The following is a 22,722-nucleotide window of genomic DNA, read 5'->3' on the forward strand; positions in this document are numbered from 1 at the left end:
CAACAGGTCCAGTCAAACACAGTCCCAGGACTGTTGACAGTCCTGGGACTGTGGGCCATTGTCATTTCAGACGCACCGCAGTCCTGGGACAGCGGAGTAACGGCCCTTCTTTGGGCTGCACGAACGCACAGGGCGGGGACGCTGCAATTCCGCTAAAGGCCAGGTTGAACAGGGTTTCGGCCCGTACTGGCGAGGTGGCCCGGTGACCGCGAGCAACGGCCGGAGTGTGGGGACGGTGAATCCCCCTTGCAGTGCGACATCCCATCCGATCGGCCGAGAGGAGCCCGATGATCAGGCGATGTACAGGGGTGTTGCCCGCGCTGGACCGGCGCAGGTGACGACGCCCTTCGTGTCGGTGGCCGCGTAGTACTGGCCGCCAGTTCGACCGTGATCCCCGCGGCTATCGCGGGCCGGTTGCCTCCCCCGCCCGTCCGGACCCCACCGGGTGCCGTACGGGCGGGGCGGAGGGGAGCCGGAGAACGTCCTTCCGCTTCACCCACAGAACGGCGCGCGGCCCCGGTGCTCGAACACCGGGGCCGCTGTTTGGGCCGTTCCACTGTCTAAGGAGACAACGACCCATGAAGACCATCGTTGCTGGTCGCGAGCCTGTTACCGCCACCGAGTTCATTGAGCTGGCTCTGGGTATCGACCTGGAGCTGTTCACCGGTTCGGCCACGGAGTCCGCGATGGAGCGGGCGGCGCGGCTGGACGTCGCCCGCGAGGTCCTCGCGGAGCTGCGGGAGAGTGACCCGGAGACCGCCGCGTACGCGGCAAGCCTGCTGCGGACGCTGCCGCTGAAGCAGCCGCGCCCGTCCGGCCGACGCCCGCGCCGTGCGTGTGGCCGCCCGGTCAAGGCGGGCGCGGTTGCTGGTTCGGCGGTGGCCGCATGAGCACCCGGCCGACGAACGCCCTGAGTGCCGCGGTGGCAGTCCTGGCGTCGCTCGTTGCGCGGTTCCCGGACTTGCTGGCCGCTGATGCCCGAGTGTCGCCGATCGTCCCGAACCGGCTGGAGCTGTCCTTCCACAACACCCTCGGCAGCTTTGAGGCGTGGCGCTCGGCTCTGGATATCAGCCCCGGGCTGGTGCGCCGGGAGAAGGAGTGCAGCGGGCCGCTGATGTGGCTGCGCACCGAGAAGACCATCGACGGCGTCACCGTCGAACTGGTCGGCTCCGGATACGTCCTGGCAGACCACGCCGAGGAGGCCGAGACCACACCGGCCGGTTCGGCGGTGACGGCGTGATCCGCATCGTCACCCGGGCTCGGCTGGCCCGACTGTCCGCCGAGGCGAAGGAAGCCCGCGATCGTGCATCGCAGGTGCGAGAGCAGGCGGATGCCGCGTTCTCTACTCACCTTCGCACGGTGGCCGAGTTGAGCGGCCGGGCTGAAACGGCTGAGCGGGACCGGGCGGCCTATGCCGGTGTCGTCACCGCCCTGCGTGCCGAGCTGGACGCCGCCCCGGAACTCCAGGAGATCGTGTTGCTGGTGCGCTTCGGCCAGCCGCACAGCATCCACCGCAGCGTTTACGCGGCCCAGGCGTGCGCGGGTACGCATGGCGCTGATCCCGCCGGGTGGCGGTCGTGTTCAGGGGCGCCGTCGGCGTCGGCCGCGTGGGCCACGATCGTGTTCACCTTCGACGCTGCTACCGACGCGTTCATGTGCTCGGTGGTGCCGTCTCTGCCGGTGCCGGGGGGTGCGGGATGAACAGTGTTCAGATCCGTTCAGCGGAGAAGGCGCTGTCCGTCGGGACGTGGCTGATCGTGGGCGGGGCGATGCTCTTCTCGATCCTGACGGTGACGCCGCTGATGGAGCGGCACACGCCCGAGGGCTGGAAGTGGACCGCGCCGATTCTGCCCCTGGTGGTGGACGCCGCGGTCGTGATCGTGGTCCGGCTCGATGCCGTCCTGGCCCGTCTTGGCGGGCATGGCGGCCGGTGGCCGGTCGCGCTGCGGTGGATGACCGGCTGCATGACCCTGGCCCTGAACGTCGCCGACTCCGCGCTGAAGAAAGAGCTGGTCGGGGTGGCCGTGCACGCAGTCGCTCCGCTCCTGCTGATCGTCACGGCTGAGACCGGTCTGGCCTACCGGCAGGCCATCACCGCCGCCCTGACCGCGCAGGAAGCCCGGCAGAAGGCCGAGCAGGCCGAGCGCGAGCAGGCAGCCAACCAGCGCCGCGAGGCGGCTGAGCGGCGGGCCCGTGAGGAACGCGAGCACGCCGCATTGCTGGTGCGTGAGCAGCGTGAGCATGAGGCCCTGCTGGCCCGTGAACAGGCGGCGCGGGAGGAGGCGGCGCGGCGTGAGGAGCGCGAGCGGGCCGAGGCTCGTGAGCAGGCTGAGCGGGAGGCCGGTGAACGCCGTGAACGCGAGCGTGAACAGCAGCAGGCCGAGCGTGAACGCCTCGAACGAGAGGCCGCGCAACGCCGTGCGGTGGAGCGCCGTGAGCGCGAGGAGCGTGAACACCGTGAACAGTCCGAGCGCCGCGAGCGGGCCGAGCGTGAACGGGCCGCACTCCTGGCGGCCGGGCCCGCTGCGGAGAAGAAGCCGGAAGAGCAGGCCCGGGTAACCGTCCGGGCCGCGTTCGAGGCGGGGCTGTCCGTGCGGGCTGCGGCCGAGCTGACCGGCTGGTCCATCGGCTGGATCTCCACCCGCTACCAGGAACTGCGCGACGACTCGACAACCCGCGCACTTGAAGGCGCGAGCCAGTGAGTGCCCTGCCGGTCTACCGGTGGCGCCTCGCCCCGCCCGGCTATGCGACTGTCCGGCAACTGCGCGCCCAAGGGCTGCGACCGGGTGGGCAGGACGTCGCCGCCGTGCTCGAACGCCCGCGCAGGCGCCAGGGCCCACTGGTCGCCTACCTCTACCGCATCGACCGGGCCAAGCCGGTCCGTCCCATGACGCCGGCCAAGTGGGCGGCGCTCGCCAAGGCGAACGCCGCCCTGCAGGTCTGTCCGAACTGCCGCCTCGATGCCGGGTATCGCATCCCCGGTTCGCTCGGCATGTGTGTGACCTGTGCCTTCCCCGAAGAACAGTGCGCCCCCTGAAAGTTCGCAGGGCCCGGCCCTCTCCACCACAGATCCGGCCGGGCCCCCAACTCCGTGAAGGAGTGCACTCAGCATGACGGACACCACCATCACTCCGGTAGCGGCCCCCGAGGCCGCCCCGGACACCAGTCCGCCCCCGGCCCCCGAGCAGAAGTCCGCACCGGCCACCGTTGAGGTGGAGCACACGCCAGGTGGGTGGCCGGTCGTTCCGCTCGCGGTGACCGGCACCAACGCCACCACGTCCCTGCTCGCCGCCGCCGCACTCGTCGGAGGCCCGGCCGCCCTCGCCGTCGCCGCCACCGGCGCCGTCGTCCTCGGCACCGCCGCCGCGACCCGCAAGCACCGCGACAAGAAGAAGCCCCGCAAGACCACCGCCCGCACCTCCCGCGGCGCGGCCGGGTCGGCTGGCCGGACCGCCCGTCACGGTGTACCGGGCCAAGCCCGTAAGGGGAACGCCGGCACCAGTAAGACCGCAGGCCGTAGCCGAGGGAAGTCGGGCCGCGGCACTGCCGGTTCCTCGGTCGGTGCCGGGCAGTCGGGCCGACTGAAGAGCAGCACAAACAGCACCCGACAGACACCGACCAAACGCGCGTCCGCTGGAGCATCAGGCAAGTCCTCGGGTCGAGTGGGGCAGGTCAAAGCGCTGCGGGAGAAATCCCGGCAGTCGGCCCCATCCCGGGCCTCACGCCGGTCCGAGACGGCCGGTGCGCGGCGGTCCCTGGCGGATGCTCGCCGGGGCGCGAAGAGCGCGGCCCGGTTGGCGTCCATGGCCGGTAAGGGGCCGGTCGGCCGGTCCGTGAGCAAGGCCGCGGGCCGGATCGGTGCCGCCAAGGGCGCGGCGATCGACCGCAACCGGAAGGCCCGCGACCAGCGCACCGCCGGGAAGGTCACCGCCCAGCGCGACGACGTGCGCAAGGCCCCGGCCCGGAAGAAGGCACGCAAGGCCCTGTGGCGGTCCGCCGCCCGGTTCCAGGGGCGGCGCCTGTTCGCCGCGCTGCTCGCCGGAGCTCTCGGCTTGGTCGGCATGGTCATCACGCCGTTGGGCCGGAAGCTCGGTTGGGCCTGGCTCCAGTACCCCGGGCGTCGCCTCTACGCCCGGATGACCCGTACCGCCGAGGAGCAGCGCCAGGACCGGGACGACGCCATACGCGCCGCCCTGCAGAACGGCGAGGCCGCCGCCGACCAGGAGGCGGCCGACAGCGCCGACGAGATCAGCGACACGGCGGAACGCCCTGCGGGGCTGACGCCGGCAGCGCCCACCACCAGTGCGAGTGAGGGAGAGAACGTGTCTGGTTTCCGGTTCGAGGAGTACGCGGCGGAGATGGAATCCGCGGCCGGGCAGTACGACCCCGAGAACGCCATGGAGATCCTGGCCATGGTCGAGGGGCTCCCGGCCGCGCTCACGAGCGTGGCGAACGTGATGCGGGTCCTGGCCGAGCGGGCCGACAGCGAGTTCCCGCTGGAGAAGGACGTCGCGGACGGCTTCAACGACATCTTCGGCGCCGTCATGAGTGCGGTGGCGGTTGCCGAGGACATGGGGCCGCTGTTCCGGCAGTCCCACGAGCAGGACATCGCCCGCCACGAGGACCCGCGCAACGGGCCCGAGGCCGAGAAGGGATGGAACGTCTGACATGACCACCAACACCGCCTCTACGGGGCCGGTGTGGGACTGGGCTGCCGGTCACGGACCCGTGACCGGCGCCTTGTCCGCCACCACCGGATGCCTCGCCGTCGCCACCACCGGAGCCGCCACCTCCATGCCTCCCGGCTGGGCCCTCGCCGTCGGCGCGGCCGGCGCGCTCGGCCACACCATCAGCAGCCTGCGTGAAAGGCTGTCCGGTCGCACGATCGCGATGCGGTCCGCGTCCTGGCTGGTCGGCGCCGGGTGGACGACATGGGCCATGACCACCGGGCCTCTTACCTGGGCTGCGCTCGGCTTGCTCGCCACGATCGGCGTCGGGATCGGGGCCGCCGCCCGCTCGACTCTCCTGTATGAGGAGGCGCGGGAGCTGGAGGCGATCGCCGCTGATGAGCGCCAGGTCGCCCGCGAGCTCAGTGCGGAGCGGCGTGCGATCGCCGCCGAATGGGTTGACCGGGTTCAGCGGGTCTGCGGGCTCACGCTGCGGGTTCTCGCGGTGGAGATCTGGCCGACCGGCACCGGCTTCACCATCGATGCCGAACTCCCCTCCGGGGGCACCACCTACGACCGGATCACGCAGCAGTCCGCCGCGCTGTCCGCCGATGCCCGGCTGCCGCACGGCTGCACCGCCGTCGCCTCGCAGGGCATTGACCAGGGGCGCGTGCTGATCGACGTGACCACGGTCAACGTGCTGGTCGAGGAGCGCACCTACCCGTCCGACTACACGCCGCTGTCGATCTACACCGGGATTCCGTGGGGCTACCGCACCAACGCGGAAGAGATCTGCGTGTTCCTGCGCGAGCAGTGCGCGCTGGTCGTCGGCCCGACCGGGTCCGGCAAGACGAACATGGTCCACGTCATCCTCGCCGGGTTCGCCCGCACCACCGACGTCCTCACCTGGGTGATCGACCTGAACGCCGGATCGGCCGGCCTGTCCTGGGTCCGCCCCGCCCTCGACAGCAACGGGGCACCGATCAAGGGCGTTCAGCCGGGCATTGACTGGCTGGCCTCCACCTACGAGGAAGCTGCGCTGATGCTCGATGCGGCCCTGGCGATCGGCCTGCGCCGCAAGGTCGCCTACCAGGACCTGATGGCCGAGCGGAACACCGACCAGCTGCCGATCAGCGCGAAGATTCCACAGATCATGCTGGTGATCGACGAGGGTGCAGAGATCCTGACCAGCACTGACCCGCGCATCAAGAAGCTCGCAAAGAAGATCCTCGAAGTGATCCGGATGCTGCGCGCCATGGGCATCCGCACCGTGCTCACCGCGCTGGGTGCCACTGGCTCCGTACTCGGCACCCTGATGATCCGCCGCGAGGCCAAAGCCCGCGTCTGCCTCACCGGCGGCGAGGTGGAAGGCATGGACCTGAGCAAGGTCTTCCCCGGCTCCCGCGGGCTCCGAGTGGACCAGGCCCCATACAAGGGCGCCGGGTTCATGGGCACTCCGGAGTCCGCGGCGGCCCTGTTCAAGAACTGGCGGATCCTGCCCAACCAGATCCGCGACATCGTCCTCGCCACCTCCGACATGCACCCGACCCTGGACGGCATCTCGGCCAAGGCTGCCGGAGACGCCTACGCGAACCGGTGGGACCCGCAGCGCACCGCATGGATGCGGGACACCGCCGGCACACCGGCCGCCGAAGCCGGCCATGCCGAGCAGCCCGCCGCCGGTGGCGGGCTGAACCTGTCCGCCCTGCGAGGCGAACGGGAGTCGGCTGAGGAAGCGTTGGCCCGCAAGTTCCGCGAGCAGATCGATGCCGAGTTCGCCACCTTCGCCCAGCCCGGTGCCAGCACCGAGCAGCCGACACCGGGTGGGGGTGGGCTGAATCTGTCGGCACTGCAGAACGAGGACAACGCCGCCCGGCAGGCCGCCCTCTCCCTGCTGCTTGCCGCCGGGCCGGACGGAACCGGCGCCTCGGCAATCGCCCGGGCGCTCGCCGAGGAGCACGGCACGACCCGGCAGACGGTCGTCGGCTGGCTCAAGACGTGGACCGAGGACGGCACCGCCGTCCGCGTCGGGACCGGCACCAAAGCCCGCTACGTCCACCGCCAGCACGCGCCCGACAACCCTGCCGAGGGCTGACCGCATGTCGCTTGTCGCCACCGGTTCGAGAAGGGCCCCCAGTGGCCCTGTGCGGGCCTGAAACGGCTTGTGACCTGCAAGGCGACAAGCGACAAGACAAGACAAGCGACAAGGCACACGACAAGCCAGACGACAAGCCAGCGCGGGCGGCACCCCCTCACATCACGGGGTGCCGCCCGCGCCGCTGAAGGAGCCCCGTCGTGCATGAGACCGCGTACGAGATCACCGCCCAGCCCCGTCCGACTGACTATCCCGCCTACCTCCCCGCCCCCGAGGGACCGGTGATGCTGCCCTCGGAGATCCCGCCCGGAGTGCAGATGGTCACCCTCCCCGGTGGCATCCGCACCCTGGCCTACACCCCGCAGCAGGCCCCGCCGGCGCCGCCGGTCCCGGTCGCGCAGCCGATCCCCACATGGGCCAAGACCACCGCCCTGCTCACACCGACGGTCGGTGGGGGCGTCGCCGCCGCGGGCATCGGAATCTCCTACGCAGCCCCGGGACTGATCGCCATGAGCCAAGCCCTCTGGGCTGCCGTCGCCCTCATCGCCGCCGGAGCCATCGGTGTCCCCGTCCTCCTCCGGCTCGGCCGCAGTGCGACCAGTGCGGGCCGGGGCACGACGCACATCACGCAGAACATCACCGCGTCCGGGATGTTCGGCAAGGCCAACGGCACCATCAACCACAACTAACCCGGGGCTGGTCGTGCCGCTCCTGGACTGGTGCGACCAACACCCCAACTCCAGCCCGCTTCCACAGCTGACCTGAAAGCAGGAGAACCCGTGCCCGACCGAAGCATGTACGCGGAGCAGGTATCCGACGCGATCGCCCGCCTCACAGGGAAGCGCACCCTGCGCTGCCCGGCACCCGGCTGCACCGTCCGCATCCGCTACCGCCATGTCACCCCGGACGAGGCCGGCCGACTGGTCACGCTCGCCCACGACCACACCCGCCACGGCACGACGAAGTAGCTACGCCGAGGGCGGCCCCCACTCACGCCAATGATCCGGGGCCGCCCTCGTCTGCCAGCACTCAACACAGAACTGGAGATGCCCAGCATGACTCAACCCGTCCCGATCCGGCGAGTACACGGACGCCGACCGCGCTTACTGGATCTGTTCTGCTGCCAGGGCGGCTCGGGCAAGGGCTACACGGACGCCGGATTTGACGTGACCGGCGTCGACAAGGGCCCGCAGCCGCGCTACCCGTTCCGGTTCATCCAGGCAGACGCCATCGCCTACGTCCTGGCCCACGGTGCGGAGTTCGACTTCATCCACGCCTCACCGCCGTGCCAGCACGACAGCAAGTGCCAGCGGATCCAGGGCAATGCCCATCCGGATCTGATCGCACCCACCCGCGCCGCGCTGGAGACCACCGGACGGCCGTGGGTCATCGAGAATGTCGGGGACGCGGTACCCAAGCTGCGCGAGCCCGTGATGCTGTGCGCGACGATGTTCGGGCTGGACAACTACCGTCACCGGTTCTTCGAGACCGGCGGCGGCTTCACTCTCCCGCAGCCCGGACACCCCGTGCACACGGTGCCTCAGGCGAAGATGGGCCGCCCTGTCCCGCCCGGCCACTTCGGGCAGTACGTCGGCAACTTCTCCGGTGTCCAGGCCGCCCGCGATGTGCTCGGGGTGCCGTGGATGAACCGGGACGGCATCCGTGAGTGCATCCCGCCCGCCTACAGCGAGCACATCGGCCGCGCCTTCCTCGCACACGCCGCGCTGGGGGTGGCGGCATGAGTGAGCACCTGCGCACCGCGCTTGAACTCGCGGCCTCACAGATCCCGGTCCTGCCGCTGCGGGCGGGCAAGGTCCCGTTCGGCAATTGCCGCCGCTGCGCGGACAACGCGTGCGGCGGCCGGCCGAACATGAAGAACCCCGGGCCGTGCGCCTGCCCCGGGCCCTGCCACGGCTGGGCTGCCGCCACCACCGACCCGCACGTCATCAACTCCGGTCCCTGGTGCCGTGCATGGGTGCGCGCGAGCGCGGTCGCCTATCACCCGGGTGGGGCGGGGCTGACGGTCGTGGATCTGGACAACGACGACGCGATCAGGTGGGCCCGCGAGAACCTGCCGACCACGCAGATCGTGCCCACCACCCGTGGTGAGCACTGGCTCTACCTCGGTGCGATGCAGTCCGCCAATGCGGTCCTGCCCGGCGTCGACATCAAATCCACGATGGCCTACGCCCGGTGGCTCGGGTTCGGCACCGGAACCACGACCGCACTGCCAGATGCCGTGCGTGAGCTGGCCGTGAGCAAGCCCGACACGGTTCGGCCCGCACCGCGGGCCATCACCGCGCCCGCACCGGCCGGAGGTGCCGAGTGCCGCCACCGCACCCCGGCCTACCTGGACCGTGGCATCGCCATGGCGGAGCAGCGCATCACCGAGGCCACCACTGGCGTGCACAGCACCGTCTACCGCACGTTCCTTGCCGTGCTCTCCACGCACGGCCGGTGCGGCTGCCTCACCGAGACCCACATCGCGCGGCTGTTCACCGCCGCGCAGGCCAAGGGCGAATCCCCTCGGCACTGCACCGACGCATGGACCAACGCCCTCACCAGGCTGGGACTGTGACCATGGCCGACGACGAGAAGAATCCCGCCCGCGAGGTCATCACCGACTACGCGCAGGCACACTTCCGGTACTTCCGCACCGCCGACGGGACCGTGTACGCCCAGAAGAACGGCCACCCCGTGGCACGCCCGATCCGCTCCCAGGGCACGACAGGCAGCCACCGCCAGGAACTCATGGTCGGCCTGTTCAAGGACGGGCGCGGCGTGTTCAACGGGACCGCGCTCAAGGAGGCGTTGGACCTGATCGAAGCACTCGCGCTGACCGAGGACACCCAGGCCGTCCACATCCGCGTCGCGCCCGGATTCGACGGAGCGACGTGGCTGGACCTGGGCCGCAACGACGGGCAGTCCGTCCGCATCCACCCCACCGGCTGGGACATTCTGACCCCGGACCCGCGTGAGGTGTGCTGGCGGCGCACCCAGCTCACAGGGGAAGTGCCCCTGCCGGCCAAGGACACCGACGGCAAGGGCATCGATCTGCTGCTGCGGCTGTGCAACTTCGCCAACGCCGAGACCGAATGCCTGGCCGTCGGCTGGCTCATCGGCTGCCTCGGGCCGTCCGTGCCCGTCCCCGCGCCGTTCCTCACCGGCCCGCAGGGCGCGGGCAAGTCCACAGGTGGGCGGATGCTCATCAGGATCATCGAGGGCATGAGCGGCGACCTGCGCCGCGCCCCGAAGGACGAAGAGAACCTGATCGCGGCGGTCGCGGCCGGATGGGTCACCGCCCTGGACAACCTTTCCCACATGACCCCGGACCTGTCCGACGCCATGTGCTGCATCGTCACCGGAGCCGAGAACGTCAAACGCGCCCTCTTCACCGACGGGGACGTGTTCCGCGCTCGCTACCGCCGCCCCCTGCTCCTGACCGGTATCGACGTTGGGGTCATCCGGCCCGACCTCGCGGAACGGCTCCTGCCGCTGCGTCTGGAGCGGCCCCGCGTCCGGCGCACCGAGGCCGAACTGTGGGCGGAGTACGCGGAAGTTCTGCCCGTCGTTCTCGGCTCCCTCCTGGACCTCACGGTCAAAGTCCGCGCCGCCGAGGCGGAGACCCCCACCGACCTGCGGATGGCGGACTTCGCGCACCTGTGCGCGCAGCTCGACGCGGCAACCGGCCTCGGGGCGCTCACCGCCTACCGGGCCAGTCTGGACGATCTCAACGACGACGTGATCGAGGGCGATCTCCTCGCCCAGACCGTTCTCAAGCATGCCGACACCATCGAGCCGGGCGCAGAGCAGCGAATGACCTCCACCGAGTGGCTGCACCACCTCAGCCGCCTCTACAGCGGCGACGAACTGCGCCCCCTGCCCAAGGGCTGGCCGACCACGGGCAAAGTCCTCTCCGACCGGCTCAAGCGCCTCCAGCCGACCCTGGCAGCTCGCGGCGTCCTCATCGACACGGGCCGCACCAGCGAGGGTCGCTACCTCGAAATGACCCGCCTGGCCACCCCGCCCCCACACGAGCAGACGCGGATGCTCTGACCCGCGATCCGCACGCTCGCCCGGACAAGCAAGAAGAGCACCACCGGCCAGGCGTGCTCCTCTTGCTGTTCGGCGGAACGCCGCCCGATGGTCGCGCCGCGCAGCGGCTCCTTCTTCACGCTGTGAGGCGCACCGAACTACAAGAGACACCTCTTTTGTCCTAAGAGGGAAGACGCTGCGTCATCTGCGTCACGCAGGCCGAAAAACGGCACCTGACCTGCAGCTACAGGGATGACGCAGACGGCGGAGTCTGCGTCATCCTGCGTCATCTGCGTCATCCGATGACGCAGCCCATGACGCAGCGATGACGCACCCCCTAGCCGCTGCGTCACACAAAACCGCAGGTCAGAAGCCCAAATGACGCTGATGACGCAATGACGCAGAAATCCGCACCTCGGACAGACGCAGGCCCGAAGCCAGGCCGCACAGCCGACATCGAGAGAGGGCCAGGGCCCTCCTACTACCCAGGGAGGTGCAGTGGCCACAGCCGCTACCCCAGACCCCCGAGCCACGCTCCGCAGTGGCCTGCCCGACCGGTACCTCACTCCCGACGACATCGCCGAGATTTTCGGCGTACCCCTCGAAACCGTCTACCAGTGGCGCAGAAAGCGCACGGGTCCTCCCGGCTTCCGCATCGGCAAGCACGTGCGCTACGACCCCACCGAAGTACGGGCCTACGTCGCACAGCTCAAGTGCGTCGACCGCGCAGCGGCCTGACGCAACCACGCACACCACCAGGGGCGACCGCACTGTGGTCGCCCCTGGCTCATGCTGAGAAAGGGGCACCGCCTCAGATGGCTGGCCACATCCAAGACCGCTGGTACAAGACCGACACCGACACCAACGGCAAGACCGTCCGGGTGAAGAGTGACCGCCATGGCACGGGCATGCGCTACCGCGCTCGGTACGTTGGCCCTGACGGCACCGAGAAGTCCAAGAGCTTCCCCGACGGACAGAAGCGCCTCGCCGAGAAGTGGCTGTCCGGAATCGAGGCCGACATGGCGCGTGGGCAGTACATCGATCCGCGCGCCGGCCGTGTCACCGTGCGGCAGCACGCGGAACGGTGGCTGGCCTCACTCACCATGGATCCTGGCACCTTCGTGAGCACCGAGGTGCGCATTCGACTGCACGTCCTACCCCATCTGGGTACCCGCTCGCTCGACTCGCTGCGGCCGATCCACGTCCGTGAGTGGCTGCGAGAGCTCCAGGACGGGGGACTGGCTCCCTCCTATCAGCGCGTTATCTTCGCGAACCTCAACGCGATGATGGCGGCTGCTGTCGACGACCGTCTGATCCCGCACAACCCGTGCCGTTCGTCGTCCGTGAAGGCGCCCAAGCCGGAACCTCGCCGGATCGTGCCGTGGCAGCCTGAACGCGTACTCGCGGTGCGCTCAGCACTGCCAGAGCGCTACCAGGCCATGGTGGACCTGGCCGGCGGGTGCGGCATGCGACAGGGCGAAGTGCTGGGCCTCGCGGTTGACGACGTCGACTTCGCCGCGGGCGTGGTTCACGTTGTCCGACAGGTCAAGCTCATTGCCGGACGGCAGGTGTTCGCGCTGCCCAAGGGCGGCAAGACGCGCACCGTCCCGTTGCCTGACAGCGTCGCGCGGTCGCTTGAGCATCACATCGCGCAGCAGCCTCCGACGGGTGTGTCTCTTCCATGGCGGTCGGTCGACGGCTCTCAGGTCACCGCATCCGTGCTCTTCCGCAACATCGAGGGACGCGCGGTAAACCGCGTGGTCTTCAACAAGGTTGCCTGGCGTCCCGCTCTCGACAAGGCCGGGGTGCCGCGCGGGCGGGAGAACGGCATGCACGCGCTGAGGCACTTCTACGCGTCGGTGCTGCTGGACGCGGGGGAGAGCATCAAGGCCCTGTCGGAGTACCTGGGACACCACGATCCCGGCTTCACACTGCGGACGTACACGCACCTGATGCCGAGCAGCGAGAAGCGCACGCGGGAGGCCGTCAGTCGCGCGTTCGGGGACGGCCCGGAGAGCGATGACGGCCCCACGACGGCCCAGGGGACGTGAGCGAAGGGAAAATGTGCAGGTCAAGCCGCAAGCTGCGTCAGTAGCGCTGGTTGAGATACCCCAGCAGCTCGTGGTGGAGCAGGCCGTTCGAGGCCGCCGCGTTTCCGCCGCCCGGACCGGAGACTCCGTCCAGGCTGGTGAACCGGCCCCCCGCCTCCTGGACGATGATCGCGTTCGCCGCCATGTCCCAGAGCGAGAGCTCCGGCTCCGCGCAGATGTCGACGGAACCCTCGGCGACCATCATGTACGGCCAGAAGTCGCCGTACCCACGCGTACGCCAGCAGGCCCGCGTCAGGTCCATGAAGCCGTCGAGCCGGCCCTGCTCCTCCCAGCCGGTCATCGAGGCGTACGCGAACGAGGCGTCCGCGATCCGCTCGACCTTGGAGACGTGCAGCCTGGTCGCGGAGGTGAGGCTGCGGCCGGAGTACGCCCCCGCGCCCTTCGCCGCCCACCAGCGGCGGCCCAGCGCGGGCGCCGACACGACACCGACCACCGGCTGGAACCCTCCCCCACTCTCGGCTCCGCTCGAGCGGGAGGTGCCCCCTCCGCCCGCCTCCATCAGCGAGATCAGGGTCGCCCAGACCGGGACACCACGGACGTAGTTCTTGGTGCCGTCGATCGGGTCGACGACCCAGCGGCGCGGACCGGTGCCCTCGAGCCCGTACTCCTCGCCGAGGATCGCATCGCGCGGACGTGCCCGATGGAGGTGGCCGCGGATGAGTTCCTCGGCGGCCTTGTCGGCCTCGCTCACCGGCGTCATGTCCGGCTTGGTCTCGACCTTGAGGTCCAGAGCCTTGAACCGGTCCATCGTCGCCGCGTCGGCGGCGTCCGCCAGCACGTGGGCGAGGCGCAGATCATCGTGGTAATCGGGCATGTCGTCACAGTATCGACCGCAGGTGAACAGGGCTACACGGCCCCGGAGGGTGCTCGAGGTCTTGACAGTGCCCAGTGGCGCGTCAACTCTGAACCGCAGAGTCCCTGGCGTGGGAGGCGACGATGCCGACAGCGCGCGAAGCACTGCTGGACGCCGCCCTCTCGGCGCTCACCACCCGGCCCTGGCCGACCGTGCGGATGGTCGATGTCGCCTCCGCCGCCGGAGTCTCCCGGCAGACCCTCTACAACGAGTTCGGCAGCAAGGACGGCCTGGCCCGGGCCCTGGTCCGGCGTGCTGCCGACGGCTATCTCGCAGGTGTCGAACGGGCGCTGGGGTCGCCCGGCGGCACGGGAGACAGGCTGGCCGCGACCGCTGCCTGGACGGTGCGGGAGGCTCGTACGAACGCCCTTGTCAGAGCCTTGCTCACGGGGTGCTGGAGCGAGCGATTACCCCGTCCCGTGCGCCTGGCGGCGCCGACCGGTTCGTCCGTACCGGCGCAGCGGCGGGCCGATGCAGGACCGCCGACCCCCGTCGAACTGCTCGGTCTGGTGTGCGACCGCGCGGTGGCCGCGCTGGATGAGGGGCGCCCGCCGCGCGACTCGGCGGCACTGGCCACGACCTGCGAGGTCGCGATGCGGCTCGCGCTCTCGTACGCGGTCGCCGCGTCCGTCCTCCCCACGGACGCGGCGCCGCTGGTGCGCGAGGCGGTGGAGCGGTGGCCCGCGGCGTGACGGGCGGGCCACCGGCGCCCCGGAGCGCGAGCGCCGCGGGCGCGAGGTGCCGGCCATGATCCGCTGGGCGCGCCGCGGCGCTACGAGCGGTTCGGGTCACGCTGCGCGGCGTACGCGGAACCGGGCGAGGGGGAGCGCTGCGCGCGCGAGGTGCCGACCGTGGAAGCGGCTGCGCGCAGTGCCGCTTGGCACTGTCAGTGGGACGATCCCGACAGCTGCAGTCCGATCACACCCAGGATCACCAGCGAGATCGACACCAGCTTGAGGGTGGAGACCACATCGTCCAGGAAGACCATGCCGTAGATCGCGGTGCCCGCCGCACCGATGCCCGTCCAGACGGCGTAGGCGGGCCCCACGTCGAGCTTCTTCAGGGAGAGCGTCAGCAGACCGAAGCTGCCGAGCGCGAAGATGCAGAACGCGATGGTCGGCCAGAGCCGGGTGAACCCGTGGGACAGCTTCAGACAGACGGCGAAGCCGGTCTCCAGAAGTCCTGCGACCACGACCAGCAGCCACGCCATCGTCAGTGCCCTTCTCCGTCGGTGACTGCGCCGTCCCGCTGAGCGCGATTATGCACTTACCGTCAGCGGCAGGCCGCAAACGTACCCGGATCAGTCGCCTTCGCGGCGCTCCCGGGTGGCCAGCAGCCGGTGCAGGGAGTCCAGCCGTGCCGGATCGGCGTGCCCGGCGGCGACCCAGGCGCCCAGCGCGCATTCCGGTTGGGTGGCGTCATGGGTGCAACCGCGAGGACAGTCCTCGGTGCCCGGCTCCAGGTCGGGGAACGCGTGGATGACCCGCGAGGGGTCGATGTGGTTCAGCCCGAAGGAGCGCACCCCGGGGGTGTCGACCACCCAGCCGCGCCCGTCCGGCAGCGGCAGCGCGAGCGCCGAGGTGGTGGTGTGACGGCCGCGGCCCGTGACCGCGTTGACGACACCCGTGGTACGCCGCCGGTCCTTCGGTACGAGGGCGTTGACCAGGGTGGTCTTCCCGACACCGGAATGCCCGACAAAGGCGGTCACCCGGTTGTTCAGCAGCTCGCGCACCCGGTCCGCCGCGTCGCCGTTCTCCAGCTCCTCGCGGCTGGTGACGATGTACGGGACCCCCAGGGGGATGTACGCCTCCAGGAGCTTGTCCGGCGATGCGAGGTCGGACTTGGTCAGGACCAGGAGCGGGGAGAGTCCTCCGTCGTACGCCGCCACCAGACAGCGGTCGATCATCCGCGGGCGGGGCTCCGGATCCGCCAGCGCGGTGACGATCGCCAGCTGGTCGGCGTTGGCGACGACCACCCGCTCGTACGGATCGTCGTCGTCCGCCGTCCGGCGCAGCACCGAGCGGCGCTCACCGATCCGGACGATGCGCGCGAGGGTGTCCTTGTCGCCGGACAGATCGCCGACGATCGAGACGGTGTCGCCGACCACCGCGGCCTTCCGGCCCAGTTCCCGGGCCTTCATCGCCACGACCGTACGGCCGTCGACGAGGCACGTCAGGCGACCGCGGTCCACGGTGAGGACCATGCCTTCCTCGGCGTCCTCGTGCCTCGGGCGGGTACGTGTACGAGGCCGGTTGCCCTTCGGGTTGGGGCGGAACCGGATGTCGTCCTCGTCGGGGTTCTTGCCGTAGCGACGCATGATTCAGGCCCCGAGCATTCGGGTCCACATCTGCGGGAAATCCGGCAGGGTCTTGGCGGTTGTCGCCACGTTCTCGATCTCCACTCCGGGGACGGCAAGGCCGATGATCGACCCAGCGGTTGCCATCCGGTGGTCGTCGTACGTATGGAAGGTACCGCCGTGCAGCGGGCGCGGCTCGATGTGCAGCCCGTCGGCGGTCTCGGTGACGTGGCCGCCGAGCTCGTTGATCTCCTTGGTGAGCGCGGCCAGTCGGTCCGTCTCGTGCAGCCGCAGATGTGCGACACCGCTCAGTGTGGAGGGGGAGTCGGCGAGGGCCGCGACCGCAGCGATGCCGGGGGTCAGTTCGCCGACCTCGCCGAGGTCCACGTCGATGCCGTGGATACGCCCCGACCCGGTGAACGTCAGACCGTGTTCGGTCAGTTCACAGCTGCCGCCCATAGTGGTGAAGATCTCGCGCAGCGCGTCACCCGGCTGGGTGGTGTGCTCCGGCCAGTCCGGGATCGTCACTCGGCCACCGGTGACCAGCGCCGCCGCGAGGAAGGGCTGGGCGTTGGAGAGATCCGGCTCGACCGTCAGGTCGCGGCCGAGCAGCGCCGACGGGGACACCCGCCAGACATTCGGCTCGCCGCCCGTCTCCGGCTCGTCGACCTGGGCGCCGACGGCCCGCAGCATGTCGACCGTCATCCGGATGTGCGGCATCGAAGGCAGCCGGGAACCGGTGTGGCGTACCTCCACGCCCTGGTTGAAACGCGGTGCCGACAGCAACAGCGCCGAGACGAACTGGGACGACGAGGAGGCGTCGATTGCCACCGGGCCGCCGTCCAGCGCCCCGCCGCCGTGCACGGTCATCGGCAGCGAACCGCGCCCGTCGTCGTCGATCCGGGCGCCGAGCACCCGCAGCGCGTCGATCACGCCGGTCAGCGGCCGCTCGTACGCACGCGGGTCGCCGTCGAAGCGGATCGGACCGTCGGCGAGGGCGGCGACCGGCGGCAGGAAACGCATCACCGTTCCGGCGTTGCCGACGTCGACCGTGGTGGGGCCGTGCAGCCCGGCCGGAATGACCCGCCAGGCCTCGCCGGAGCCTTCCGGGCCGACGCCCTCCTCGATGCCGACGCCCATCGCACGCAGCGCCTGCGCCATCAGCAGGGTGTCGCGGGAGCGCAGCGGGCGGCGCAGCCAGCCCGGCTCGGCGGCGAGGGCGGCCAGGACCAGCGCCCGGTTGGTGACCGATTTCGATCCGGGCACGGTGACGGTCGCGTCGACGGCCCCGGTCGCATGGGGGGCGGGCCAGAGGGCGGGGTGCACGGAACTTTCGGTCATGGACCTCACTTTAGTGGCTCGCCGCAATCCCAGATCTTGATCAGACAGGCTGGAACCGGGGCGTCAGGGAAGCATGGTAGGCGCCGCCGCGGGCTGTCGTGCCTCACCGGCCGAGCAACCAGCGGCCGCCGCCGATCAGCGAGCAGATCGACACCGCATGGAAAAAGCCCAGCCACAGCACGGCCGGCACATCCGTGAGCCGGGACAGCTGGTCCGCGTCCGAGTCCGGCGCCCCGCCGCGCCGGCGCTTCGACTGCAGCTCGAACGCCGGACGCACACCCCCGAGGAGCAGGAACCAGACCACGGTGTACCCGAACAGCGACTGCACCGCGGGTGAAGCCAGCCAGGACACCAGCAGGAACGCCGTACCGGTGAAGATCACCGTGAGCGCCCCGTACAGATTGCGGATCATCACCAGCATCACCGCGAGCAGCGCGGTCGACACCCACAGCAGCAGCGTGATCCGGCCGTCGGCGAGCAGCCAGGCGCCGCCGAGTCCCAGCAGCGGCGGCGCGGTGTAGCCCGCCGCCGCGGTGACGATCATGCCTATGCCGGTGGGCCTGCCGCGGCTGACGGTCAGCCCGCTGGTGTCCGAGTGCAGCCGGATGCCTTCCAGCCTGCGCCCGCTGACCAGGGCGATCAGCCCGTGCCCGCCCTCGTGGGCGATGGTGATCGCGTTGCGCGAGAGGCGCCACAGCACGTTCGGTACGACGGCGATGAGCGCGACCGTGGCCGTCACGACCACCAGCCACTGCTCGGGTGCGGGCTGGGTACCGAAGACGCGATCCCACAGATTGCCCAGTTCGGTGCTGTCCATGTGCGGGCGGCTCCTTGCGGTCGTGGCGGTGGGTCGTGGCAGTCTGGCACTTATGTGCGGACGGTATGCATCGAGTCGGCGGCCCGAGGATCTGACCGGACTCTTCGGCGTCGAGAAATGGGAACCGGCGGAGGCGCTGGAGCCCGACTACAACGTGGCGCCGACCAAAGAGGTCTACGCCGTACTGGAACGTCCCGTGAAAGACGCGGATGATCAACGCCCGGTTCGCCAGTTGCGCGCGCTGAAGTGGGGACTCGTCCCCTCGTGGGCCAAGTCGCCCGAGGGCGGAGCCCGGATGATCAACGCCCGGGCGGAGACCGTCCACGAGAAGCCGTCCTTCCGCCGCCCCTTCGTCTCGCGCCGCTGCATCCTGCCCGCCGACGGCTACTACGAGTGGGTCACCGGCGCCGACGAGCGGCAGCTGGAGGAGACGGGGAAGAAGAAGCGGCCGCGGAAGCAGCCGTACTTCGTGACGCCCGCCGACGGATCGGTCTTCGCGATGGCCGGACTGTACGAGTTCTGGCGTGACCGGACGCTGCCGGACGACCACCCGCTGGCCTGGTGGGTGACCTGCTCCGTGATCACCACCGAGGCGGAGACCACCCCGCTCGCCGTCGCCCCCGCCGAGGGCCCGGGCGCGCTCGCCGACATCCACCCCCGGATGCCGCTGATGCTGACCCCGGACCGCTGGGACGCCTGGCTGGACCCCTCGCGCACCGACATCGGGGAGCTGCGGGCGCTGCTGGCACCACCGCCCGGCGGACTGATGCGGGCGTACCCGGTGGCCACGGCGGTCAGCAACGTCCGCAACAACGGGCCCGAGCTCCTCGAGGAACTGACCGCGCCGGAGGTCGGCATGCTCTTCTGACCGGGCAGGATGGGCGCTGTGAGTCGTAGAGAGACAGCCCCGACGGCCGAGACGGTCGACACCGCCACCGGGCCCGCCCGGATCACCTGGCTGCCCGCGCGCAGACCCCGCCTGGTGCTCGCCCTCGGCCACGGCGCCGGCGGCGGCATCGAGGCCCGCGACCTCCAGGCATTGGCCGCCGCGCTGCCCGCACGCGGCGTGACCGTCGCCCTGGTGGAGCAACCCTGGCGGGTCGCCGGGAAGAAGCTCGCGCCCGCCCCGAAGACCCTGGACACCGGCTGGCGCGGTCTGTGGCCCGCTCTCACCGCACCCGGGCTGCCCGTCGTCGCCGGCGGACGCAGCGCAGGCGCGCGGGTGGCCTGCCGCACGGCGGCCGGGCTCGGCGCGCACGCCGTCCTCGCGCTCAGCTTCCCGCTGCACCCGCCCGGCAGACCGGAGAAGTCCCGCAAGGACGAACTGCTCGGCGCGGGCGTGCCCACGCTCGTCGTGCAGGGCGGCCACGACCCGTTCGGGCGGCCGGCCGAGTTCCCTCCAGGAGAGTACGAGATCGCCGAGGTGCCGTACGGGGACCACGGCTTCGCCGTACCGAAGAAGTCAGGACTGACCGAGGACCGGGCGATGGAACTCCTCACCGCCGCCGTGACGGAATGGCTGGACCGGCTCCCGTAACTCTGGACCGACTCTCGTCACTGAGGCCCGCACATCCTCATGTGGATCGGATCACACCCGCGGACGACCCGGCGCACCCCGGGAATGTTGTGTCGGAGACCACTGTTGTTGGGGACATCGGTACATCAACGTCGTACGTGGAGAGGGAGTCCGTCGCATGGGTTCGACCATCTGCCCGCGCCGCTCGAACGCCGCTGACCTGGAGTGGACGGTGCTGCACGCGGCGAAGACCACCACCGGGCGGGCACGGAGCGGATCGGAACGACAGCCCGCGTCCAAGCAAGGTCGACTATTCTCCGATTCGAGCGGGTCCGGTCTCGGAACCGCCACAGCGTTGGAGGAGGTGGGTCCGGTCACCGGTACCGACACAGGGACCGACGACGGCCGCGCGGAGGAGACGACCGCCGAGCGCAATGCGCGCTTCGAGCGGGACGCCCTCGGTTTCCTCGACCAGATGTACTCGGCCGCGTTGCGCATGACGCGCAATCCCGCAGACGCCGAGGACCTGGTTCAGGAGACGTATGCGAAGGCGTACGGCTCCTTCCACCAGTTCCGCGAGGGGACGAACCTCAAGGCGTGGATGTACCGCATCCTCACCAATACGTTCATCAACTCGTACCGCAAGAAGCAGCGCGAACCCCAGCGCAGTGCCGCCGAGGAGATCGAGGACTGGCAGCTGGCGCGCGCCGAGTCGCACATGTCCACAGGTCTGCGCTCCGCCGAGTCGCAGGCGCTCGATCACCTGCCGGACTCGGACGTGAAGTCCGCGCTGCAGGCGATCCCCGAAGAGTTCCGCATCGCGGTATATCTCGCCGATGTAGAGGGCTTTGCCTACAAGGAGATCGCGGACATCATGGGGACTCCCATCGGTACGGTGATGTCCCGACTGCACCGGGGCCGCCGCCAACTGCGCGGCATGCTGGAGGACTACGCCCGTGAACGCGGGCTCGTCCCGGCCGGTGCCGGAGAGTCGGACGATCGGAAAGGCTCGGGCTCATGAGCTGCGGAGAGCCGCACGAGACAGACTGCTCAGAGGTCCTCGATCATCTCTACGAGTTTCTCGACCATGAGATGCCCGACAGCGACTGCAGCAAGTTCGAGGTCCACTTCGAGGAGTGCTCCCCGTGTCTGGAGAAGTACGGGCTGGAGCAGGCGGTGAAGAAGCTGGTCAAGCGCTGCTGCGGTCACGACGACGTGCCGGCCGACCTGCGCTCCAAGGTGATGGGCCGGATCGATCTGATCCGCTCCGGGCAGGCCGTGCCGGACCAGGACGTGGTGGCCGAGCTGCCGAGCGCCGCCACGGAGTGACCGGCGGTCACCCCTGAACACGGGGGTGTTTTCTGCACGATGAGGGCGTGCCGCGGCCGTTGCGGCAGGCCCTCACCCGTACCACCGCCCACGCATGCACTTCACCCGAACGTGCTAATCGGGCTCAACCATGCTCGACCAAGTGCCCAACTCGCTAGCGTGGCGCCTCCATTGACCTAGTTGGGGGGCGGGCAGGGCGGGTGAGAGGCACCGGGGCTGCGGCGTGCGCGGTCATTCTGGCCGCCGCGGTCTGCGCTGCCTTCTGTGTGCGGCCCGCGCTGCCACCCGGCGGTAGGGGGGTGCCCTGGGGCACCGTCGTTCTGCTCACCGGGCTCTATCTGGTCTGTGAACTGCCCGGACGCCGTCCGTTCTTCGGCGGCTCCGTGCCGATCAGTGCCGGATCGTTCTTCCCGCTGCTGCTCACGGCGGCGTTCCTGTTGCCGCCCGCCGCCGCGGCGCTGGTCGCGATCCCCGGCTCACTCGCCGGCCGGGTGGAGAACGCGCCCGTCGCGGCCCGCCGAGTCTGGCGCACCGCCCAGCTGGTGACCACTGTCTGGGTGGCGTCGACCGTCCACGGCCTGCTCGGCGGCGGCGCCACGCTCGGCGGGCCCGGCCCCGACCTGCTGCCCGACTTCCCTTACGCCGTCCTGCCCGCCTGCGTCGCCGCGCTGGCCTTCAGCCTCGTCCTGACCGCCCTGGACGGCTCGATCCTGGCCGCGGCCGAACGGCTGCCCGTCCGGCGTGCCTGGAGCGGACTGCTGCCGAACTCGCTCGGGCCGCACCTGGTGCACGGGCTCGCCGGACTGATGATGGCCCTGCTGTGGCGCAGCTCGTACGGGCCGCTGTCGGCGCTCTTCGTCCTGCTGCCGATGTACATCTCCTGCTGGGTCTTCTCCCAGTACCACCGCCAGCAGGCAGCACACCGCGCCACCATCCGGGCGCTGGTGCAGGCGGTCGACATCAAGGACACCTACACCCGGGGGCACAGCGAGCGCGTCGGTCAGGCATCCGTGCTGATCGCGAGGGAGCTGGGCATGGCGGAGGACCGGCTCGAAGTGCTCCGGTTCGCCGGGATCCTGCACGACATCGGCAAGCTCGGCGTGCCGACCCGGGTGCTGCGCAAGGACGGGCCGCTCACCCCGGAGGAACGGCGCGTGATCGAGCTGCACCCGGAGTACGGCCACGAGATCGTCCGGGGCATCGGCTTCCTGGGCGAGGCGCGGGCGGCGATCCTGCACCATCACGAGCGGCTCGACGGCAGCGGCTATCCCTACGGGCTGAGCGGGCGGGAGATTCCCGAGTTCGCACGGGTCGTCGCGGTGGCCGACGCCTTCGACGCGATGACGTCGACGCGGTCGTACCGCAGGGGACGGCCGGTGCCGGTGGCGGTGGAGGAGCTGAAGCGCTGTGCGGGGACGCAGTTCGATCCGCAGATGGTGCGGGCGCTGGCGCGGGCGGTGGAGCGGCGCGGGTGGGCCGCGGAGACAGTGGCGGTGACGGCGGACGAGGCAGTCCCGTCGCCGGGTGCGGGCGCCGGGTTCGTCCCGCAGGCGTCTCGTCCTCGGCCGCCGGACGGGCTTGATGGTGCCGACGGGCTCGACGGTGCGGACAGGCTCGACGCTGCCGCGGAACGCCCCCGGTGACCGGCGCCGTCGCTGCTGT

The 22,722-nt window shown here is 70.4% G+C and carries 25 protein-coding genes; 20 read left to right on the top strand and 5 right to left on the bottom strand.

Annotated features, from left to right (window positions below):
* The first annotated feature begins 578 nt into the window (after positions 1-578).
* The 14 genes from AB0915_RS14410 to AB0915_RS14475 all read left to right on the top strand — a co-directional run bounded on the left by AB0915_RS14410 (position 579) and on the right by AB0915_RS14475 (position 12,848).
* Complete coding sequence (locus AB0915_RS14410) at positions 579-890, top strand: hypothetical protein (protein ID WP_366691386.1); 312 nt, start codon at positions 579-581, stop codon at positions 888-890.
* Entirely contained in the window at positions 887-1,240 is a 354-nt protein-coding gene (locus AB0915_RS14415; RefSeq protein WP_366691387.1) for a hypothetical protein, read from the top strand. Before AB0915_RS14410 ends, AB0915_RS14415 begins: the two co-directional genes overlap by 4 nt.
* The gene (locus AB0915_RS14420; protein WP_366691388.1) at positions 1,237-1,701 is read left to right on the top strand and encodes a hypothetical protein; all 465 of its coding nucleotides are present in this window, start codon (positions 1,237-1,239) and stop codon (positions 1,699-1,701) included. Before AB0915_RS14415 ends, AB0915_RS14420 begins: the two co-directional genes overlap by 4 nt.
* Positions 1,698-2,702 carry a DUF2637 domain-containing protein gene (locus AB0915_RS14425; protein WP_366691389.1) on the top strand — a complete coding sequence of 335 codons (1,005 nt, stop codon included), beginning with the start codon at positions 1,698-1,700 and terminating at the stop codon, positions 2,700-2,702. The genes AB0915_RS14420 and AB0915_RS14425 overlap by 4 nt, the downstream gene beginning before the upstream one ends.
* Positions 2,699-3,037, top strand: a complete 339-nt coding sequence (locus AB0915_RS14430; RefSeq protein WP_366691390.1) for an RRQRL motif-containing zinc-binding protein — start codon at positions 2,699-2,701, stop codon at positions 3,035-3,037. Before AB0915_RS14425 ends, AB0915_RS14430 begins: the two co-directional genes overlap by 4 nt.
* A 73-nt stretch (positions 3,038-3,110) precedes the next feature.
* Positions 3,111-4,667, top strand: a complete 1,557-nt coding sequence (locus AB0915_RS14435) for a hypothetical protein (RefSeq protein WP_366691391.1) — start codon at positions 3,111-3,113, stop codon at positions 4,665-4,667.
* A 1-nt stretch (position 4,668) separates the two neighbouring features.
* Entirely contained in the window at positions 4,669-6,762 is a 2,094-nt protein-coding gene (locus tag AB0915_RS14440; RefSeq protein ID WP_366691392.1) for a hypothetical protein, read from the top strand.
* A gap of 281 nt (positions 6,763-7,043) precedes the next feature.
* A complete protein-coding gene (locus AB0915_RS14445; RefSeq protein ID WP_366691415.1) occupies positions 7,044-7,451 on the top strand; it encodes a hypothetical protein in 408 nt (135 codons plus the stop codon).
* 90 nt (positions 7,452-7,541) lie between these two features.
* The gene (locus AB0915_RS14450) at positions 7,542-7,730 is read left to right on the top strand and encodes a hypothetical protein (protein WP_366691393.1); all 189 of its coding nucleotides are present in this window, start codon (positions 7,542-7,544) and stop codon (positions 7,728-7,730) included.
* An 87-nt stretch (positions 7,731-7,817) separates the two neighbouring features.
* Positions 7,818-8,504: an SAM-dependent methyltransferase gene (locus AB0915_RS14455; RefSeq protein ID WP_366691394.1), complete on the top strand. Its 687-nt coding sequence runs from the start codon at positions 7,818-7,820 to the stop codon at positions 8,502-8,504.
* Positions 8,501-9,340, top strand: a complete 840-nt coding sequence (locus AB0915_RS14460) for a bifunctional DNA primase/polymerase (protein WP_366691395.1) — start codon at positions 8,501-8,503, stop codon at positions 9,338-9,340. The genes AB0915_RS14455 and AB0915_RS14460 overlap by 4 nt, the downstream gene beginning before the upstream one ends.
* Positions 9,341-9,342: 2 nt before the next feature.
* Positions 9,343-10,818 (top strand): ATP-binding protein, encoded by a 1,476-nt coding sequence (locus AB0915_RS14465; RefSeq protein ID WP_366691416.1) that lies wholly within the window; start codon positions 9,343-9,345, stop codon positions 10,816-10,818.
* 477 nt (positions 10,819-11,295) lie between these two features.
* Positions 11,296-11,535, top strand: coding sequence for a helix-turn-helix domain-containing protein (locus AB0915_RS14470; RefSeq protein WP_366691396.1), 240 nt, complete (start codon positions 11,296-11,298; stop codon positions 11,533-11,535).
* 77 nt (positions 11,536-11,612) lie between these two features.
* Entirely contained in the window at positions 11,613-12,848 is a 1,236-nt protein-coding gene (locus tag AB0915_RS14475; protein ID WP_366691397.1) for a site-specific integrase, read from the top strand.
* 37 nt (positions 12,849-12,885) lie between these two features.
* On the opposite strand, the gene hisN is transcribed toward AB0915_RS14475, so the two are convergent.
* A complete protein-coding gene (hisN, locus tag AB0915_RS14480) occupies positions 12,886-13,722 on the bottom strand; it encodes a histidinol-phosphatase (protein WP_366691398.1) in 837 nt (278 codons plus the stop codon).
* 122 nt (positions 13,723-13,844) lie between these two features.
* Here hisN and AB0915_RS14485 point away from each other — a divergent pair, with 122 nt between their 5' ends.
* Complete coding sequence (locus AB0915_RS14485; protein WP_366691399.1) at positions 13,845-14,453, top strand: TetR/AcrR family transcriptional regulator; 609 nt, start codon at positions 13,845-13,847, stop codon at positions 14,451-14,453.
* Positions 14,454-14,647: 194 nt separating this feature from the next.
* Here AB0915_RS14485 and AB0915_RS14490 read toward each other — a convergent pair whose 3' ends face one another.
* The 4 genes from AB0915_RS14490 to AB0915_RS14505 form a co-directional block, all read right to left on the bottom strand.
* Positions 14,648-14,971 carry a multidrug efflux SMR transporter gene (locus AB0915_RS14490; RefSeq protein WP_030915586.1) on the bottom strand — a complete coding sequence of 108 codons (324 nt, stop codon included), beginning with the start codon at positions 14,969-14,971 and terminating at the stop codon, positions 14,648-14,650.
* 90 nt (positions 14,972-15,061) lie between these two features.
* The gene (gene rsgA / locus AB0915_RS14495) at positions 15,062-16,078 is read right to left on the bottom strand and encodes a ribosome small subunit-dependent GTPase A (RefSeq protein WP_366691400.1); all 1,017 of its coding nucleotides are present in this window, start codon (positions 16,076-16,078) and stop codon (positions 15,062-15,064) included.
* A 3-nt stretch (positions 16,079-16,081) separates the two neighbouring features.
* The gene (aroA, locus tag AB0915_RS14500) at positions 16,082-17,398 is read right to left on the bottom strand and encodes a 3-phosphoshikimate 1-carboxyvinyltransferase (protein WP_366691401.1); all 1,317 of its coding nucleotides are present in this window, start codon (positions 17,396-17,398) and stop codon (positions 16,082-16,084) included.
* Between the two features lie 103 nt (positions 17,399-17,501).
* The gene (locus tag AB0915_RS14505; protein ID WP_366691402.1) at positions 17,502-18,215 is read right to left on the bottom strand and encodes a M50 family metallopeptidase; all 714 of its coding nucleotides are present in this window, start codon (positions 18,213-18,215) and stop codon (positions 17,502-17,504) included.
* A 52-nt stretch (positions 18,216-18,267) separates the two neighbouring features.
* On the opposite strand from AB0915_RS14505, the gene AB0915_RS14510 reads away from it, so the two are divergent.
* The 5 genes from AB0915_RS14510 (at position 18,268) to AB0915_RS14530 (ending at position 22,703) form a co-directional block, all read left to right on the top strand.
* Positions 18,268-19,083 carry an SOS response-associated peptidase gene (locus AB0915_RS14510; RefSeq protein ID WP_366691403.1) on the top strand — a complete coding sequence of 272 codons (816 nt, stop codon included), beginning with the start codon at positions 18,268-18,270 and terminating at the stop codon, positions 19,081-19,083.
* Between the two features lie 18 nt (positions 19,084-19,101).
* Complete coding sequence (locus AB0915_RS14515; RefSeq protein ID WP_366691404.1) at positions 19,102-19,752, top strand: alpha/beta family hydrolase; 651 nt, start codon at positions 19,102-19,104, stop codon at positions 19,750-19,752.
* A 343-nt stretch (positions 19,753-20,095) separates the two neighbouring features.
* The gene (locus AB0915_RS14520; RefSeq protein ID WP_266990480.1) at positions 20,096-20,752 is read left to right on the top strand and encodes a sigma-70 family RNA polymerase sigma factor; all 657 of its coding nucleotides are present in this window, start codon (positions 20,096-20,098) and stop codon (positions 20,750-20,752) included.
* A complete protein-coding gene (gene rsrA / locus AB0915_RS14525) occupies positions 20,749-21,060 on the top strand; it encodes a mycothiol system anti-sigma-R factor (protein WP_366136882.1) in 312 nt (103 codons plus the stop codon). The genes AB0915_RS14520 and rsrA overlap by 4 nt, the downstream gene beginning before the upstream one ends.
* A 200-nt stretch (positions 21,061-21,260) precedes the next feature.
* Complete coding sequence (locus AB0915_RS14530; protein WP_366691405.1) at positions 21,261-22,703, top strand: HD-GYP domain-containing protein; 1,443 nt, start codon at positions 21,261-21,263, stop codon at positions 22,701-22,703.
* Positions 22,704-22,722 lie beyond the last annotated feature (19 nt).

The organism is Streptomyces sp. NPDC048411 (genome assembly GCF_040704695.1).
GTDB lineage: Bacteria > Actinomycetota > Actinomycetes > Streptomycetales > Streptomycetaceae > Streptomyces.

What these genes read in the sequence shown, in the direction of transcription:
- AB0915_RS14410 (WP_366691386.1), top strand. Translation starts at nt 579, where the DNA reads ATGAAGACCATCGTTGCTGGTCGCGAGCCTGTTACCGCCACCGAGTTC.
- AB0915_RS14415 (WP_366691387.1), top strand. Translation starts at nt 887, where the DNA reads ATGAGCACCCGGCCGACGAACGCCCTGAGTGCCGCGGTGGCAGTCCTG.
- AB0915_RS14425 (WP_366691389.1), top strand. Translation starts at nt 1,698, where the DNA reads ATGAACAGTGTTCAGATCCGTTCAGCGGAGAAGGCGCTGTCCGTCGGG.
- AB0915_RS14435 (WP_366691391.1), top strand. Translation starts at nt 3,111, where the DNA reads ATGACGGACACCACCATCACTCCGGTAGCGGCCCCCGAGGCCGCCCCG.
- AB0915_RS14440 (WP_366691392.1), top strand. Translation starts at nt 4,669, where the DNA reads ATGACCACCAACACCGCCTCTACGGGGCCGGTGTGGGACTGGGCTGCC.
- AB0915_RS14455 (WP_366691394.1), top strand. Translation starts at nt 7,818, where the DNA reads ATGACTCAACCCGTCCCGATCCGGCGAGTACACGGACGCCGACCGCGC.
- AB0915_RS14460 (WP_366691395.1), top strand. Translation starts at nt 8,501, where the DNA reads ATGAGTGAGCACCTGCGCACCGCGCTTGAACTCGCGGCCTCACAGATC.
- AB0915_RS14465 (WP_366691416.1), top strand. Translation starts at nt 9,343, where the DNA reads ATGGCCGACGACGAGAAGAATCCCGCCCGCGAGGTCATCACCGACTAC.
- AB0915_RS14475 (WP_366691397.1), top strand. Translation starts at nt 11,613, where the DNA reads ATGGCTGGCCACATCCAAGACCGCTGGTACAAGACCGACACCGACACC.
- hisN (WP_366691398.1), bottom strand. Translation starts at nt 13,722, where the DNA reads ATGCCCGATTACCACGATGATCTGCGCCTCGCCCACGTGCTGGCGGAC.
- AB0915_RS14485 (WP_366691399.1), top strand. Translation starts at nt 13,845, where the DNA reads ATGCCGACAGCGCGCGAAGCACTGCTGGACGCCGCCCTCTCGGCGCTC.
- AB0915_RS14490 (WP_030915586.1), bottom strand. Translation starts at nt 14,971, where the DNA reads ATGGCGTGGCTGCTGGTCGTGGTCGCAGGACTTCTGGAGACCGGCTTC.
- rsgA (WP_366691400.1), bottom strand. Translation starts at nt 16,078, where the DNA reads ATGCGTCGCTACGGCAAGAACCCCGACGAGGACGACATCCGGTTCCGC.
- aroA (WP_366691401.1), bottom strand. Translation starts at nt 17,398, where the DNA reads ATGACCGAAAGTTCCGTGCACCCCGCCCTCTGGCCCGCCCCCCATGCG.
- AB0915_RS14505 (WP_366691402.1), bottom strand. Translation starts at nt 18,215, where the DNA reads ATGGACAGCACCGAACTGGGCAATCTGTGGGATCGCGTCTTCGGTACC.
- AB0915_RS14510 (WP_366691403.1), top strand. Translation starts at nt 18,268, where the DNA reads ATGTGCGGACGGTATGCATCGAGTCGGCGGCCCGAGGATCTGACCGGA.
- rsrA (WP_366136882.1), top strand. Translation starts at nt 20,749, where the DNA reads ATGAGCTGCGGAGAGCCGCACGAGACAGACTGCTCAGAGGTCCTCGAT.